Source organism: Aquibacillus halophilus (genome assembly GCF_009649745.1).
GTDB lineage: Bacteria > Bacillota > Bacilli > Bacillales > Amphibacillaceae > Aquibacillus > Aquibacillus halophilus.
Map to the genome: position 1 here is coordinate 79435 of NZ_WJNG01000017.1, position 17421 is coordinate 96855.

15 protein-coding genes and 1 tRNA gene are annotated in these 17421 nt (G+C 36.6%); 7 read left to right on the forward strand and 9 right to left on the reverse strand.

All coding sequences use genetic code 11. The annotated features are described in order from the left end of the window. Positions 1-48: 48 nt before the first annotated feature. Complete coding sequence (locus tag GH741_RS18440; RefSeq protein ID WP_153738234.1) at positions 49-1581, reverse strand: Ppx/GppA family phosphatase; 1533 nt, start codon at positions 1579-1581, stop codon at positions 49-51. Positions 1582-1742: 161 nt separating this feature from the next. Between GH741_RS18440 and GH741_RS18445 the strand changes: the two genes are divergently transcribed. Next, positions 1743-2141, forward strand: a complete 399-nt coding sequence (locus GH741_RS18445) for a VOC family protein (RefSeq protein ID WP_153738235.1) — start codon at positions 1743-1745, stop codon at positions 2139-2141. A 916-nt stretch (positions 2142-3057) separates the two neighbouring features. Here GH741_RS18445 and GH741_RS18455 read toward each other — a convergent pair. After that, complete coding sequence (locus GH741_RS18455) at positions 3058-4440, reverse strand: tetratricopeptide repeat protein (protein ID WP_153738237.1); 1383 nt, start codon at positions 4438-4440, stop codon at positions 3058-3060. Positions 4441-4638: 198 nt separating this feature from the next. Here GH741_RS18455 and mbcS point away from each other — a divergent pair, with 198 nt between their 5' ends. After that, positions 4639-6219 carry an acyl-CoA synthetase MbcS gene (gene mbcS, locus GH741_RS18460; RefSeq protein ID WP_153738238.1) on the forward strand — a complete coding sequence of 527 codons (1581 nt, stop codon included), beginning with the start codon at positions 4639-4641 and terminating at the stop codon, positions 6217-6219. A gap of 66 nt (positions 6220-6285) precedes the next feature. On the opposite strand, the gene GH741_RS18465 is transcribed toward mbcS, so the two are convergent. Continuing rightward, positions 6286-7698: a hypothetical protein gene (locus GH741_RS18465; protein ID WP_153738239.1), complete on the reverse strand. Its 1413-nt coding sequence runs from the start codon at positions 7696-7698 to the stop codon at positions 6286-6288. A gap of 172 nt (positions 7699-7870) precedes the next feature. Between GH741_RS18465 and GH741_RS22185 the strand changes: the two genes are divergently transcribed. Beyond that, entirely contained in the window at positions 7871-7999 is a 129-nt protein-coding gene (locus tag GH741_RS22185) for a hypothetical protein (protein WP_276608249.1), read from the forward strand. A gap of 177 nt (positions 8000-8176) precedes the next feature. After that, entirely contained in the window at positions 8177-10309 is a 2133-nt protein-coding gene (locus GH741_RS18470) for an ATP-dependent Clp protease ATP-binding subunit (RefSeq protein ID WP_153738240.1), read from the forward strand. Positions 10310-10427: 118 nt separating this feature from the next. On the opposite strand, the gene GH741_RS18475 is transcribed toward GH741_RS18470, so the two are convergent. After that, a complete protein-coding gene (locus GH741_RS18475) occupies positions 10428-10571 on the reverse strand; it encodes a hypothetical protein (protein WP_153738241.1) in 144 nt (47 codons plus the stop codon). 493 nt (positions 10572-11064) lie between these two features. Here GH741_RS18475 and GH741_RS18480 point away from each other — a divergent pair, with 493 nt between their 5' ends. Next, the gene (locus tag GH741_RS18480) at positions 11065-11970 is read left to right on the forward strand and encodes a ComEC/Rec2 family competence protein (protein WP_153738242.1); all 906 of its coding nucleotides are present in this window, start codon (positions 11065-11067) and stop codon (positions 11968-11970) included. Between the two features lie 97 nt (positions 11971-12067). Beyond that, on the forward strand, positions 12068-12916 hold the full coding sequence (locus GH741_RS18485; RefSeq protein ID WP_153738243.1) for a dimethylarginine dimethylaminohydrolase family protein: 849 nt from the start codon (positions 12068-12070) through the stop codon (positions 12914-12916). Positions 12917-12955: 39 nt separating this feature from the next. On the opposite strand, the gene GH741_RS18490 is transcribed toward GH741_RS18485, so the two are convergent. The 3 genes from GH741_RS18490 to GH741_RS18500 are packed head-to-tail and all read right to left on the reverse strand — an operon-like array spanning position 12956 to position 14834. Further along, complete coding sequence (locus GH741_RS18490) at positions 12956-13735, reverse strand: ABC transporter permease (RefSeq protein WP_338079560.1); 780 nt, start codon at positions 13733-13735, stop codon at positions 12956-12958. Next, a complete protein-coding gene (locus tag GH741_RS18495) occupies positions 13732-14634 on the reverse strand; it encodes an ABC transporter ATP-binding protein (RefSeq protein ID WP_153738284.1) in 903 nt (300 codons plus the stop codon). The genes GH741_RS18490 and GH741_RS18495 overlap by 4 nt, the downstream gene beginning before the upstream one ends. Positions 14635-14639: 5 nt before the next feature. Next, positions 14640-14834: a PLDc N-terminal domain-containing protein gene (locus tag GH741_RS18500; protein WP_153738244.1), complete on the reverse strand. Its 195-nt coding sequence runs from the start codon at positions 14832-14834 to the stop codon at positions 14640-14642. 163 nt (positions 14835-14997) lie between these two features. Here GH741_RS18500 and GH741_RS18505 point away from each other — a divergent pair. Continuing rightward, positions 14998-15070 (forward strand) — tRNA-Ala (locus GH741_RS18505). Between the two features lie 82 nt (positions 15071-15152). Here GH741_RS18505 and GH741_RS18510 read toward each other — a convergent pair. Both GH741_RS18510 and GH741_RS18515 read right to left on the reverse strand, forming a co-directional pair. Further along, positions 15153-16274: an alanine/ornithine racemase family PLP-dependent enzyme gene (locus tag GH741_RS18510; RefSeq protein ID WP_153738245.1), complete on the reverse strand. Its 1122-nt coding sequence runs from the start codon at positions 16272-16274 to the stop codon at positions 15153-15155. Beyond that, positions 16264-17352, reverse strand: coding sequence for an N-acetyltransferase DgcN family protein (locus GH741_RS18515; protein WP_153738246.1), 1089 nt, complete (start codon positions 17350-17352; stop codon positions 16264-16266). The genes GH741_RS18510 and GH741_RS18515 overlap by 11 nt, the downstream gene beginning before the upstream one ends. Between the last annotated feature and the right edge of the window lie 69 nt (positions 17353-17421).

Genomic DNA, 17421 nt, shown 5'->3' on the forward strand with positions numbered 1-17421 from the left:
AAATTATTTTATTACATTTAAAAATATTGCTGGCGTAGCATTGGATGGTTAATTTGTAGTATCTACAAATTCCAGTGTGATATTTTTTTTGATTGCCTTCTCAAGGTGTTTCTTTTGTTTTTCGGATTGATACTCCTCAGGCATCCATGTTTGATTGCAATACAATGTGATGTTAACTGTCTTCTCCGAAGAAGTCACCTTAATATCCTCGACAATTTGTCTCTTGGTTGCATCTAAACAATACGTGAACTTTAGTATTGATCCTAATAAACGTAGCTTTTTTTGTTCATTTTTTGAAAACCAATCTTTAAATGGGTCAATGAACTGATTGAAAACCGTTTTATTTTTAAAGGACGCAATTAATGCAAGTTTTAATCGGTCCAGGTGTAGTAAACCATCAATTGTTCGATTAGCTAATAGATAAAATGTGTGCTGAGAGCTTGATTCAGAATCAATGTATTCACCCAAATTAAATACATAGCTTGCTCTTTTCACATCCATCCAATCTTCATCAGTTAAAAATCCAATGTCTTGGTTCGAGAATTCAAAAAATAATCTTCTAGTTAAAAATTGAACATGTAATATCTGTTTAGGGTTTAAGTCGAAATCATTAATTAATTCCTGGATACTATCTTCAAGGACATTAGGGAACAAGAACGTTCCTAATCCTTTCGAGAGTTGTTCATAAAAGACTCCTTCACGTAACCCCTTACGACTAAGTATAAATGATTCGGCCTCGATATATTGGTATAAGGAATGGAAAACCTCGATCACTGGAAAAATAATATCAGCTCGATCTGATGATAAACCTTCTACCTTTTCGAGCTTACTCAAAGATAGAGAGCCAAGATAGTCACTAATTTCTTTAATATCAGTTTCTGTTATCTTATACTGATGTAGTCCAGCTAATGGATATGCTTTTTTATTTTGATCAATTTGGACCAAGTTTCGTGCACTTCCACCTATTCCGATTAAAGGAACGGCTCTTGACTTTAGCCATGGAAGGGAATCAAATTGTTTGGATAAAAAGTCTCGTAACTCAGCTATCTCATCATCTAATGGTTGTTCATGTTTAAAAAATTGATTTAGTGTTAAGGCGCCAAAAGGGAAGCTATGTGATTCGAGAAGATTTCTGCTCTTAAAATAAGTAACCTCCGTACTACCCCCACCGATATCAATAGTTATTCCTTCAGTAACGGCCGTTGAATTGACAACAGCTAAATAACCATAAAAGGCCTCTTCGTGACCTGATAAAATTTTCATTTCATATCCTGTCTCTTCTTGAATCTTTTGTTGAATTTCTGTTTGATTTTTCGCCTGTCTAATCGTTGCGGTTGCCACACAGACAGTGTTAGTTAAATGATACGTTTCGGCGACTTCTTTGAAACTTTTAAGTGTCGATATTAAAATGTCTATTCCAGTTTTAGTCAATAACCCTTCATCGTCTAAATGATTCCGAAGCCTTGCAACTGCTTTTACGTTTTCAACCTCACGTAATTTGCCAGCCTTTTCTTGTAAATAGATAACAAGCCGCATGGTATTTGATCCGATATCGACAATGGCGTAGTATTTTTTTTGCATATAATCACCTGTCCGTTTCGATTTTGCTTACAATTATAGCATAGTGAGGATGGGTCACATAACAGTCATAATAGAATGGAGATTATAAAAGGGAAATAGTCAAAACAATAGAATTATAAAGGTACCACCATTAAAAGTAATTATGGAAAAGAGGAATTCTTTTGATACATCATGTGGAGTTATATGTGTCCAACCTAAAACAATCTACACAGTTTTGGGGTTGGTTATTAAACGAATTAGGCTATCAGCTCTATCAAGAGTGGGATCAAGGAATAAGTTGGAAATATCAAGACACTTACTTGGTTTTTGTCCAAGCAAAAGAAAAACATCTGAAGGCTGGTTTTCACCGAGCACGTGTTGGCTTGAACCATCTAGCATTCCATGCTAAGTCAAAAGAACAAGTAGACGCGTTAACCAATGAATTAAAATACAAGGGTATCAACATTCTTTATCATGATCGACACCCATACGCGGGTGGGAAGAACCATTATGCTGTGTATTTTGAGGATCCCGATAGGATAAAAGTAGAATTAGTTGCACCAAATAATGGAACAAGTTAGGAAAAGGCTCTTTTCGTAAGTTTTGTTGCTTCTTTATCTTCGCACTTGATGATAATTGCGACGTAACTTTGTAGTGACCGTACCCCATCCTTTATAGGATGAGTGATCATCCATCGCTCCGGAAAAACACTCCCTTTCCAAGGGGAACGCTTCAGCCTCCTCACGAGAAAATGTTTTCGGTGGGGCGAGTAATCGCAGTCCCAAAAACGCTCGTTGCGGGGTCTTCAGACTGTTCCTTTCCCATAGGACCAGAAATGACATCCGTGAATTTGCAACACACGAAGAAAATTGCCTTATATTTTCGAGGAGTGTCGCATTTTTCCAAAGCTTAGAATAGCTTTTTGTTCAAGTGAGATGAACTCCAACAACGTTTATTCCAAGAATATCACTACTCGTTAATCAGAATATGTATCCTCTATGGAAACAGGGCTCTCCCTCCCGGAAGACAAGTAATTTCTTCGACAAAGAATTATAAGCACAAAGGAAAAGAAAATCGGCTTATATTTTGAAGAGTCTACGTGTTTTTTATGCAATTATAGTGTTGTGTTTGAACTAATATAAACCAAACAACTGCTATTTACTTATAATGATGCTGATTGGAGCGGAGGGCAGTCGACTCCAGCGGGAAAAGCGACGGCTGAAAATCCCGCAGGAAGCGGTTTCCTTCCGAGGAAGTTGAAGCGTTGCCCGCGGAAAGCGACTGCCCGGAGCGAAAATCAACATAGCAGGCTTATTCAAAAAAGAGTGGAAGAAATCAACAGCAGTTATGCCGCAGTCTATGGACTATCCGTAAATAACAACAATCTTTTGGAAAATAGCCTAGGGAAAAAAACAAGGATAGCAGACTATCGCTATCCTTGTTTGTATTTTATGAGTTAATTCTTTATTCATACTAAATTTGTTCATTTGTTTTTAGTTATTGTTTTTGCATTTGAATCAACAATTGTTGATAGGCATTCGCCTCGTCCTTATTACCCAATTCTTTATAAATTCGACTAAGAAATTGAACTGGCCTTGGATCGTTGGGCCTTAACTCCATTTCCCATTTAAAGCAGTCAGCCGATTTTTCAAATTGTTGAAACTCTAAATATATTTCTCCTAGGGCGAATTGCTGGTCAGGATCTTCCTCTAATGATTGCATTTTTGTCAATTTGTTTTCAATTGGAAGATGGATATCGGCATCATGGAATGGTTTAAACCATTTATGAATTTGGTTCAAATCGTATTCACCAAAAAATGAAGATATGCAGCGTATAGTAGTGAGTTCTAGTGCCCTATGATCGTGTTTAAATAATTCAATTAAACGAGTATTAAGTCGGTCAAATAAAGGAGTGAAAATTTCTGTGTCTGCCTGTTGAAAATTTAGCAGTATAGCTGAAATCTGATTAGGTTGAGGTTGTACATCGGTGGTAAGAATGTATTTGACTATATCATTGTGTTGTTCTAGTTGAATAAGATTGTCTAGAAGTAATTGCTTAAATTTAGGATTTGTTTCGTTTTTATTAACGATTTCATTTAAAATCACAGTTTGGTTGTACGAATCAAACTGCTGTTGAATAATTTCATTGATTCGGTCAAAGTTTTTTTCGGCGAATTCTTTTACAAGTAAATGTATTCTAATTGCTAGTTCATCCATCCAGCGGCTTTGTTTTTGGTACAGGTTAACTAGTATTTGTAAGTACTCGACTTGGTCAAGATAGTTATAGCTTAATAACTCTACGTAAATAGGATCCTTTGTGATTAGTTGATCTAGATCCTGATACATTATTTCATACTTTTGGAATTGCATGTTGTTTAACATATCTGTTACAAACGGATAGTTCCCATCGAACTGTTGAAATATTTTTAATGATTGATAGGCGCCGAGCATTTGACCGTTTCTACGATATTGATAATAGACTTTATTAAGCATTCTTTTTATTTCGGATTCTTGGATAAAGGAATTAAAAAAGGTGAATATCATAACTGTTTCGATAAGGGAGTAATGTTGTTCCACTTTTTTATAAAGTTGATTAAAGCGAGTGAAAGAGAAGGGTTGGTTGAAGCGAATTAATTCATTAGTAATTGGGTGGTCCCCGTCAAAAACAATGCCTTGGGAAAAGGATCTATGGATATGTGAATCTATTTTGATACTATCATCTTGCACACCATTGAGGAATTTATCTTTATAAAACAGTAAATAGTAATGTTTTTGATCAGAATCTATCGCCTCGATAATCTTGCTTTGCTTGTAGATAGCCAGTTTATTGGGTTTTAAATCAATGTTTTTTTTGTTGATCGCAATTGGGAACGTGTTCATTATAGTCCCTCCTTCTTTGTTCTTCTATCATAACATAATAGTAGATGAACTGTGCAATTTATGAGGATACGCTACAATCACACTACCGTTAGGTATTCCAAAAATATTAGGCAATTAAGGCTCATTTCTTTAATTCTATTTTAAAGGTTGATATAATGACAAGTAGTTAAGACCTACTACTAATGTGAAGGTGATACTATGGAAAAAGAAGATTTAATTGCTCCAGTCGATTACAATATTGCTATGGAGTTCGAGCGCTTCGCAACGAAAGATCCAAATCGTAAAGCGTTAATTTGGCAGGATGATTTAGGAGAAAAGAAAGAGATTACATATAAAGAATTAATAGACAATGCCAATAAGATTGGTAATGCTTTTTTAGAAAATGGTCTAAAAAAAGGCGATAAAATACTAATTATGGTACCTCGTTTAATAGAGGCATATGCAGTCTACATTGCTGCTTTGAAAACGGGGATTGTGTTAATACCAAGCTCAGAGATGTTAAGAACAAAGGATTTACAGTATCGGGTTACCCATGGAGAAGTAAGTGGGGTGGTAAGTTATTTTCCATTCGTAGAGCAGTTTAGCGAAATAACCCAGCTTCAGGATTTAAAAAAGTTTTCGATAGGAAAAGAAGTTCCGGGATGGCACGATCTGGATAAGCTAATGACTGGAGCATCAAGTAGCTTAGCGATTACTCACACCACTCGAGATGATATAGCATTCCTTCCATACACATCAGGTACGACAGGGAATCCCAAAGGAGTCGTGCACACGCATGGATGGGGTTATGCTCACCTACGGACAGCACCAGAGAATTGGTTGAGTATAAATGAAGGGGATCTTGTGTGGGCTACTGCAGCACCAGGCTGGCAAAAATGGGTGTGGAGTCCGTTGCTTTCGGTATTGGGTTCAGGTGCAACAGGATTTGTCTATAACGGTAAATTTGATCCGAAAATGTACCTTGGCTTGCTTGAAAGTGAATCGATTAATGTTTTATGCTGCACGCCAACAGAATATCGCCTAATGGTCAAGGTAGATAATCTTACTGATTATTCTCTTCCGCATTTACACAGTGCCGTTTCTGCTGGTGAACCTTTAAATCGAGAAGTGATTGATACGTTTAGGAAATATTTTGATGTAACGGTAAGAGATGGTTATGGTCAAACAGAGAACACATTGTTATTAGGATTTTTAAAAGGCATGAAGGTGAAGCCAGGTTCGATGGGTAAACCTACACCTGGGAACAATGTCGAGCTAATTGATGAGAACTGTAATCCGGTAGCTGTTGGTGTAGTTGGGGATATTGCCATTCCACTAGACACCCCAGCATTATTCAAGGAATATTATAAGGATCCAGAACGGACAAAACAGTCTCAGCGTGGTAACTACTATATTACTGGCGATCAAGCTTCAAAGGATGAAGAAGGTTATTTCTGGTTTGAAGGAAGAAGCGATGACATTATTGTAAGCTCTGGTTATACAATTGGACCGTTTGAAGTAGAGGATGCGTTGGTCAAGCATCCATATGTAAAAGAATGTGCAGTAGTCGCTAGTCCAGATCAAGTTCGTGGTAATGTGGTAAAAGCCTTTATCGTTCTTCAGGAAACAGTGGACGCTGAAGATCCGAGTCTAATCAAACAATTACAGGACCATGTGAAGAGCATGACCGCACCATATAAATATCCGCGAAAAATAGAGTTTATCAAAGAGTTGCCGAAAACGTCTTCAGGAAAAACTCGACGAATAGAACTTAGACAACAAGAAAAACAAGGTAAATAATATAATTAGGGTGCAAAACATGGTTGAACATGTTTTGCACCCTAATATTTTTGTGAAAGTTTATTTCTATTTATATTCAGGTATTTCAATTACTAGTTCCTTATTTATCTCTTCAATTAGAGGGAGATTAGCTATGTGGATCTGAATAACATCCTCTTCAAGCCAATCTGTTGGATTAAATTCCAACGCAAATCCATGCTCTGAATTTCTAAAGAGGTTACCTATTCCCAACTCAGTCCCCTCTTCAGTATAAGCAGTAAACACGGATTCACTACGTGTAATCCATCTCTTTTCCTCACTTGAAGCATGTGCGAGCCATTCATCCAGCTGTCTCTGAGTAGTAACTGATAGTGGTATCACGTACTCCCAATCACTAATTAGTTCCGGAACTTCATATGATAGTTTTAAATCGCCACCCTCGTTACCTGGAGGCTCTAGGAATAAGACGAAACCATTTTTTTCTGCTAACTCAACCCTATCTATCTCGCTATCTAAGAGTTTAGTGAGTTGGTCTTTGGTGATAGTAGCTTCCATTTTTTCTTCTGTTGAATATTGAATGGCTCTAAATTTAATTTCAGTTTCATTCGGTAATTTATTGAATGGACTAGTCGACACGAATGGTTCATTTTCTTTGGTATATCTAACGGGCTCGAAATATTGTATTTCCCTATCTGGAAGGGAGGTATTTAAATAAAATCCACTGACCTGGTTAGAAGTGTCAGGAGTAAGTATTAATCGGTTCATAAATAACCCAATTTGTAACTGATCGAAGCCAATCTTTTGATTTGTTCCCAAATTTAGTTCCTCATTTACAGGTGCGCTCAAGAAAAAATCATCTCTGCTTCTAGGATTAACTGAAAAAGCAAAGTCATCTATCTGTGCAGTTTCCTCATTTTCAGTAACACTTATCTCCTCTAAACTGATTTCTATTATATCTTCAAAAAAAGTAGCCATATCTTCATTATTAATGGTTCGATGTAAATCATGAGGATACATCATTGTCATTCGATAAAGTTTATTGTTATGTACAGTGTTTTCTTCCATTTCAAAATAACCAGGATTATCCTCGTCAATAGGGACTGTGAATATCTCGCCATCTTTGTTCTTATATGTGATTTCACCAATCTCTAACTCCGGTACTGCATTTTCATTATCTGTTTCATGGAGCTGTATGCTGTAGACAAATATAAGTCTCCCAGTTCCTTCAAGCCAAGCCTCTTCCAATGTAACAGTTCTGTTCAATTCTAAAACTGGAATTTTTTTATCAATTTTTTGTGTAAAACCAATCTCACGCGCAAGACTGAAGGGAGCGTGTAAGTTTTCTTTTTCAGCCATAAGATTTTCTTCTGAATCATAGATTGTAAACTTTGTCTCATCTAAATTAACCCTTTTTGCATCTTGATTATATAGAGTGAAAACTATTAAAAGTATTGCCGTTATTCCAAGTATTATTAATCCTTTTATCTTATTACTATTCATAGTTCCCCCTTTTCGCACCCTTCTCTCTAGTATAACGTGAATCGTAAATAAACTAAAAAGAAAATAGATAATATCGTATTTTGACGGGCAAATAAAATTACTAATCTTGTTTTTTTGTATGTGTTAAGATAGGGAATAATAGATAAAGAGAATACAATACAGGAGGTATAGGATGAAGGTGCTAAAAGAGATATTTTGGATTCTGATAATTGTTTTGGGGCTAGTAATTATTCCTTTCCAGATTGTTAACGCAGAATATAGTTTATATCAACTACCAGTTCATGAAGATAACATCTTATGAATTGGTAGTTTTTTTATAGGTAGTTGTTCTAAGTAATAGCAGAACAAAATTTTTAAAAAATAAAACAAAATACTTGAAAGTCAAAGAAAGTCAAACTATAATGAATTCAAAGGTCAAATATAGTCAAAGTCAAGAAATGACCTTCCAATTGTTTATATAATGAAGGAGGAAGCGAATATGCAATGCCAAAATTGTGGAACTCGCAAAGCAAGTATTAATGTTACCCTTCGACTTAATGATCAAACACAACACATGCATTTATGTGAAACTTGTTTTCAAGAAATAAATAATAATATAAAGAATCCAACAGGGTTCTCTAACCAAGGTTCAATGGATCCTAATAACTTTTTCGGTGGGCAAAATAATTCACCATTTGGATCAGGATTTCAAGCAAATGATCAAAAAGAGTCCAACAAAAAAGCAGGCGGACTATTGGACGAGTTAGGAAGGAACTTAACTAATGGTGCGAGAGCGGGTTTAATCGACCCTGTAATAGGACGCCACAAAGAAGTTAAACGTGTAATTGAAACATTAAATCGAAGAAATAAAAATAACCCAGTATTAATCGGGGAGCCGGGTGTTGGTAAAACGGCAATAGCAGAAGGGTTAGCATTGAAAATCGTTGAAGGCGATGTTCCGGCAAAATTGATTAATAAAGAGATCTATATTTTGGATGTAGCCTCACTTGTTGCTAATACAAGTATGAGAGGTCAATTCGAAGAACGAATGAAAAAGTTGATTTCAGAGCTTCAAGAACGTAAAAACGTCATCCTTTTTGTTGATGAAATTCACTTGTTAGTTGGAGCGGGTACAGCAGAAAGCTCGCAAATGGATGCAGGAAATATCCTTAAACCAGCTTTAGCTAGAGGCGAATTACAATTAGTTGGAGCTACAACCCTTAAAGAATATCGTCAAATCGAGAAGGATGCAGCTTTGGAGCGACGTTTCCAACCAATCATCGTAAAAGAACCTTCCATTGAGGAAGCAATCCAAATCCTGCAAGGCTTGCAAGCAAGATATGCAGCCTATCATAAAGTAAGTTATACAGAAGAAGCAATTGAGGGTGCAGTAACCCTGTCTAAACGCTATCTTCAAGATCGTTTCTTGCCTGATAAAGCAATCGACCTTATCGATGAATCTGGTTCAAGGTTGAATTTAAGTAATTCTGAGACAGACGTGGAGTCCTTACAAAAGCGTTTAGATGAGATAGCTAAAGAGAAGCAAGAAGCGGCTGAAAAAGAGGATTATGAATCGGCAGCTAACTTAAGGCATCAGGAACTGAAACTAGAGAAGAAATTAAGTGATATAAATGAAGAGCCTACGGCTGAAGTAACAATCGAGGATATTCAATTAATTATTGAAGAGAAGACAGGAATCCCTGTTAGAAAGATTCAGTCGGATGAACAAGCAAAAATGAAGCATTTAGCCGAAAATCTGTCTTCAAGAGTTATTGGACAGGAAAATGCTGTCGGAAAAGTAGCAAAAGCGGTTCGTCGTAGCCGTGCAGGACTTAAATCCAAACACCGTCCGATTGGCTCCTTCCTTTTTGTTGGTCCAACAGGTGTCGGTAAAACGGAATTGACTAAGTCGTTAGCTGAAGAGTTGTTCGGCACAAAAGAATCTCTTATCCGTATGGATATGAGTGAATATATGGAGAAGCACTCTGTATCAAAAATTATTGGCTCACCGCCTGGCTATGTAGGACATGAAGAGGCTGGGCAGTTAACAGAACGTGTTCGACGTAATCCGTATAGTTTAATACTGTTAGATGAAATCGAAAAGGCTCACCCAGACGTGCAAAACTTGTTCCTACAAATTATGGAGGATGGCCATTTAACAGATAGCCATGGTAGAACTGTAAGCTTCAAGGAAACTGTTATTATTATGACAAGTAATGCTGGTACTGGAGATAAACATATTACAGTAGGATTTGAGAAAAATAGCAATGAAGCAGTTTCTACTTTAGAAACTCTAAGTGGATATTTTAAACCAGAATTCCTTAATCGCTTTGACGCAATTATCCAGTTCAATGAGTTAGTTCAACAAGACTTAATTAAAATTGTTGATCTTATGATTATTGAGCTAGAAGAAAATTTAGCTGAAAAGGGTTTATCTATCACAGTATCTGATGAAGCCAAAAGATATTTGGCTGAAAACGGTTATGATCCTAGATTTGGTGCTCGTCCACTCCGTCGTGTTATTCAAGATAAGGTGGAAGATGCCATTACAGACTTAATTTTAGATGAAGAAGATGTAACTAGTATGATTGTAGAGTTGATTGATGGGGATATTAAAGTTAATAAGAAGTAGCAAAAGGTCGCTGATTATTCAGCGACCTTTAGTCTTTATTGTACATAGAAAGTATAATCCTTAGGCTAATTTCTAAAAGAATGTTTTTTTGACAGAATATCTATAAACTGCGTCGTAACTAATATGTTTGATTTGCGCTCCGGGCAGTCGCTTTCCGCGGGCAACGCTTCAACTTCCTCGGAAGAAAACCGCTTCCTGCGGGATTTTCAGCCGTCGCTTTTCCCGCTGGAGTCGACTGCCCTCCGCTCCAATCAACAATCATATAAGTGAATAGCTGTTGGTTTATTTATCAAACACAATATTATCCATCGTAAGAGATACACAAAGAATCATCAAAAATACAACCGATTTTCTTCGTGAGTTTTGTTATATTACATGATGTACACGTTCTTTGGAGTCACATCTCATTTGAACAGAAAACTTCTCTAAGCTGTGGAAAAATGCGAGACTCCTATGGGAAAGGAACAGTCTGAAGACCCCGCAACGAGTGCTCTTTGCTCGTGAGGAGGCTGAGGCGTTCCCCATGGAAAGCGAGTGTTTTTCCACAGCGCTGATACTCATCTTAAAAAGGATTAAAGAAAGAAGTTACGTCGCATTTTTCATCAAATGCAAAGGTTAGAAAATAAGAAGATCATTCGAAAAGAGCCATAAATAATTAGGAACAAGAATGACAAAGATAAACACAGAATTATATTGAATTGTTATTAGGACTATGTGAATTAGCTCTTTAGGTCCTATGTATCGGAGGAAAGATAATGAACCACAATGGATTATTAATAATAATGACATTATTTTTCTGTTTTACAGTCACTATTGCTGATATTAACGCTATTCATTTGGCTAGAGGAACAGGGGAAGCTGAAGGAATAAACCAAAAAGAAATGGAAGTACATTTTATAAATGTTGGCCAGGGAGATAGTACACTTGTGAAAACTCCGAATGGAAAAACAATGTTAATTGATGGTGGTCCACCTTCAGCAGGTGAAAAGGTAGTAACATATTTAAAACAACAAGGGGTTACTTCTATTGATGTATTAGTAGCAACCCATCCCGATATTGATCATATCGGTGGTCTAATTACAGTTATCAAGGAATTGAATGTAAAAAAAATTATAGATAGTGGGAAAATATATTATACAGATACGTATTTTGAATACCTGAAGCAGATTAAAGACAAAGATATTCCAGTTTCAATTGCTAAATCTAGATCAGTAATTGAGGTGGATTCCGCTGTATCATTTCAAGTATTAAATACATTCCATTGGGTTGAAAGCAATAACCAATCCTCGCTAGTATTTTCACTTGATTATAAGCAGATGGACTTTTTATTAATGGCCGATGTTGAAATTAAGCAGGAGAAAAAGCTAATAAAGACATTTAATTTACAGTCGGAATTCCTAAAAGTCGCCCATCACGGATCAGTAACATCCACATCTAGGGAATTTCTCGAGAAGGTCAAACCGGAAAAGGCAATATTATCTTATAGTAAGGATAATCATTATGGACATCCTGATCCAACAATTATTGAAAACCTGCAACAAGCAGGTGCAACGATTTATTCAACAGCAAAAGCAGGAGATATAGTGGTGACGACAAATGGTTATAGTTATACAATTGACGTTTCCGGTACAAAGAGGCTTGTGTATAGAAGTAGCAGTTAAGTTTATGCTAATGACTACTAAGTCTCACTTAACCCATGATTTGTTATAATTTTAACTAATAAAAACTTAAATTTAAAATGGGGGAGAGTAAGTAACCATGGAATCCATAAATGACGAACGTCTAAATTGTCAGACAGAATATAACACTTTAAAGCGGTTAATTGTATGTCCACCTAAGAATATGAGGATTGGTACAGTTATTAATGAAACTCAAAAACGCTATGTTACCGAAAATATTGATGTAGCTATTGCAATGAAACAGTATCAACGTTTTGTTGATGTGTTAAAAGAAAACGGTGTAGAAGTCATAGAACTAGATACACAAGAGCATTTGAATGAGCAAGTATTTACTCGAGACATAGGTTTTTGTATAGGTAATCACTTATTTGTGTCAGCCATGGGTAGCGGAATTAGAGAAGAAGAGGTAGATGTATTAATAAGAAGACTTAGGCAGGAAGGTATCCCATATACGGATTTAGTTCAAACCCCAATTGAAGGTGGGGATGTTATTATTGATAACAACAAGGTGTGGGTTGGTCTTAGTAACCGGACATCATTGAAAGCAACTAAAGCACTTCAAGCTTTAATTCCATCATATAATGTTACACCACTACCAATTGAGAAAAGAATTTTACATTTGGACTGTGCTTTTAACATTATTGGCGAAGGGCTAGCACTTGTGTACCCTGATGCCTTTTCCACAACAGATTTAAATATAATTAATGACCACTTTGATACAATTGAAGTAAATGGGGACGAGCAGTTTACCTTAGGGACTAACGTACTGTCTATTGGAGAAAAAAAGATAATTAGTATGCCTCAAAATGAACATGTTAACAAGGAGATGTCTAATCGAGGATATGAGATTATAGAAGTTGCTTATTCCGAGATAATTAAATCAGGTGGATCGTTCCGTTGTTGTTCGTTACCACTACTCAGGGTGTAATCGCACCTAATTAAAAAACCGCCCTGTTTGGGCGGTTTTTTAGTTAGCCATTTCTTTTCCACGAAACGCTAATAATGAAGCAAAAAGTAATGCTACAATGATTATGATGGTTACAAGGGCGGTTCCCCATAACTCACCTGAAGTACTGCCTGAGTCCAACATATCCCCAATATGACTGCTTAAATTGTTTGGGAACCAAGTGATTTTATGTGAAAAAATTTGATTGAAAATACTCATGACAATAATTGTAGCAATCGATAAAAATCCAACAATGCCAGGAGTCTTAAATAACGTATTGAAAAATGTTGTAATGCTGATTACTAATGTTAACCAAAGCCCATAGAAGAAGATGACTTGTATTAAGGCGCCAAAAGAGATATCACCATACAATAAATTAACATAATACCAGCTTGTCAATAAACCGATTATAAGTGACGTCCAAACTAGTAGTAGTGTAGCTCCCCATTTACTGCTGATGTAAGTGAAGTACCCAACCGGTTTAACTAGCACTAGCTCAGCCACACCACTTTTCCTCTCCCCAGCGATTAATCCCATCGACATTAACACAATGACTAGTACACCAAACATACTAAGTTCCGATAAACTCATCATTAGTGCAGCAACGGGTGTTATCTCTGGCATTTCAAATACTGCTCCATCAGGTAATCCTCCAACAGCATCTAAAATTTTTGGTAAGTAATAAGTAGAAATTGGATCCATGATTGCAATGAGAATAAAGACTAAAGGAACCCAAACCCATTTGAAATTCCGCCAATATTCTAGCATCTCTTTTTTGAAGATTGTTTTCCATTGCATCATTGATTCACCACCTTCATAAATAATTCCTCTAGACTTACTCTACTAACCTCAAATTTAATCAAGGGCCATTGTTCACTAGAAGCCTTGGCTAGAATATCAATGCGTGCTTGATCAATGTCTGCAACTAAGAGTTGAACTTCATTTCGCTCAATGTAACCTTCTGAAATGGAAGGTATTTCTCGTAATTTATTTAAGTATGTATCGACATTCTCGCGAAAAGTGAGATGGATTTTTGTCGTTTGATGCTTTTCTCGTAAGCTTTCAATTGAGCCTGATTCGACCATTTCTCCCTGATGCATGAGTAATAGATCATCACTAACTTCTTCTGCGTCACTGAGGATATGCGTTGAAAATAGAATGGTTGTTTGTGCTTTTAATTCTTCCATTAAATTTAAAACGTCTCTTCGTCCAATTGGATCAAGCGAAGATACTGGCTCATCCAACATAAGAAGTTGAGGGGAGTGAATCATTGCTTGGGCAATCCCTAAACGTTGTTTCATTCCGCCAGAGTATTTACCAATCCGACGATTTTTGGCGTCAGCTATCCCAACCCGATCCAAATATTTCTCAGCCTGCTCAATTGCCTGTGGCTTAGTTAAATTAGCTAGTTGTCCTACATAGACAAGGAATTCTTTTCCACTCATCCAGTTGTGAAAAACTGGATACTGTGGCAAATATCCGATGTGCTCCCTAATGTCACCGTCTTCTTTCATCCCTTCAAAGCTAACCGTTCCACTAGACGGCTTTAACAACCCTGATAACATACGAAGAGTCGTTGTTTTACCGGCTCCATTTGGTCCGAGCAATGCCACACACTTACCAGGACTAAGTTCAAAAGATAAATTGTTGACAGCATTTTTGCCCTCAAAAGTTTTGGTTAAATGATCTACCTTAATCATTGCCACTATTGTTGCCTCCTTCCAATAATGAAAAATAAAATGGGCCCTATTACACTAAAGAAAAGAATAATTAATAGCCACATCCATTTAGGGCCGTTTGTTTCGTCAGTTTTGGTCCACGCAATTAGTCCTACAATCATTAAAATGATCTGAATAACAAGTATTGGAGCAACAATTGGTAAAACTTCAACGATTTCCATCTTCTAACACCTCCTGGTTCAAAAAAATACACTACTATTAGTACGAACAAAATGCAAAAAAGGTTCAAAAGAATAAAATTTTTCTGGATCTATATAAAATATAAAATAATATTGTTGATTGAACAATAATCGTATATAATGATTCTTGCAGCAGAAATATATCGGGGCATTAGCTCAGCTGGGAGAGCGCCACACTGGCAGTGTGGAGGTCAGCGGTTCGAGCCCGCTATGCTCCATCTTGAAAAAGGGTTGATCTTAGGATCAACCCTTTTTGCTTTATTTAGCCCAAAAAAAATAACCCCGGCTTCCATCCCGGAATTAACTGTTTGTGGTTAAAGGTATTGGCTTTGAGACTAAACGAATTTCTCCGATATATTTCTTGGAAACATAAGGAGAGGTCATTAATGAAAGAAGTGCCCCATAGCTTACGTTAAACTTAACCTCATCTCCAACCTTCAAGTCAACGTTTTTTGCATCTATTAAGGTGTGATCACTACTAGATCCTAGGATTTCAATCTCCAATTTAGGCGTTAAACCACTAACATGCACGTCTTGTGATCCAATGCTTACTATTGCTCTTTTCATTTGTCCGCGATCCTCAAACTTTGGATGGTTACCAAATGCATCCTGACCGATTTCCCCGTATGGCTTGGATGGTTTAATCTTGGATTCAATTACTTCTGCAACTAATGTAAACGCATCTGTAAATAATTCTGGAATCGCCTCGCGGTCAAGAGTTTCACAACCTAAGTAGATGGATTCACCAATTCTTAAGTTATTTATTTTTCCTGTATCCGTAACAGATTCAAACCAGTTATAATTGGCTGAGTTTCCACCTGTAACACATGTGAGAGATATAGAAAATTTCTCCTCAATCCCACTGGCAAGAACTGATAGATCATCCATACTAGCTTTACTTGGTTTGACACCTCCAAAACAAGCAAAGTTTGCTCCGATACCAACAAGTTGAATTCCTTTTAGTGTTAATATCTCTTGAATAACTTCTTCTAAATCTTTTGGCATAATTCCTTCCCTTAAATCTCCCATTTCTACCATTAGGATGATTTTATGGATCGATTTGTTCTTAGTAGCAGCGATGGAAAGCTCGTTGATCACGGATAGCTCCGTATTCATACTAATATCAGCATATTTTACAACCAAATTAGCCTCGCTTAAAGCTGGCGTTCTTAATAAAACAAATTGAGCTTTGATTTTTGCATTTTGCATCCTCTGTATATTTGTTATTCTGGAGTCCGCAAGCATCAGAATTCCTTTATTCATTAGTACTTCAGCGACCACTGGATCCCCGCAGACTGCTTTTGTAACTCCCATTATTTCGATGCCCTTTTTTCCATATAACTCGACTAACTGTTTAACATTGTGGCCGATTTTTGCAAGATTAATTTCAATCCTTGGTGTATGGTTAGGTTCAATTAACAAATGCTTCTATTTTCTTATTCTTCAATTCCGGGTATTTCTCAATTAAGGTTGTAATGAGCTTATCGCATCCAAACTTCAGAACATCAGTAGTTGGCAGACTAAGCTTTTGTTCATACTCAGTGATCGTATCTTGAATTTCATTATCCGACATGTTCTCGTGATTGATGGTAATAGCGATTACCTTTGCTTCCGAGAATCCTTCAATCAGCTCTATTTCGCTTTCTATTGTAGGCATTTTCATATACTCAAAATCGCCTAGATTCTTTCTTTTAGGTGGGTGTTGAACGATGACAGATCCTGGTCTTGAACCACGAATAATACCACATGAACTAATATAAGCAGGGTGACTTAATGCCCCTTGACCTTCAACAATAATGATATCTGGCTTCTCATTTTCATAGGCTCTCATAATCTGATGTTCTATTTCTCCAGTCATAAATTGGGAAGGAATTGCATCGATAGCTACACCATATTTCGCACCCTGAATAAGTCCTGTCTGGCCAGTAGCAACAAAAGCGACATTTAAACCCATATCGATTAAAGCTTCTTCCAATAGAACGGATGTGGTCCGCTTACCAACTGCGCTGTCAGTACCTAGTACCGCAACTATCGGTGTGTCGATATTCAGAATTCGACCTGAAAAGAGGTGCATGTCTTTTTTCTCAGCGGGCTTTCTAACATCTGTAATTTTCACGCCATATTTTAAGGAATTCTTCATGAATTCTTTATCATCAGTAAAAAATTCGTGTAATGGATTAATAATGTTTAGCCCATTTTCAATTGCTTGTAACACGATGTTTCTTTCGTCATTTTTAAGAAGCCCTTCAGATGGAGCGATTCCGTAAATAAACTGACTTGGCATCTTTGGTAAATATTCAAAAGCACTATCAAGATCTGAGAAAAAAGGAATCCCGTTGTTTTTTTCTTCTAGATAATAACCTGTATCCATACCTACTTTTGTACTATCGATAACACCAACAATTTCATAATTCCTTGAACTTCGAATCAATCCATTAGCTGTCTTTCCATCCATAGTTCCAAATTTACCTTCACAATAAACAATTGCTGTTTCTTTCATTAGACTTTCTCTCCCATCAATTTTACCCGCGTATCTTTGGTGTGATTAATTTGTATAATATTTCACAAA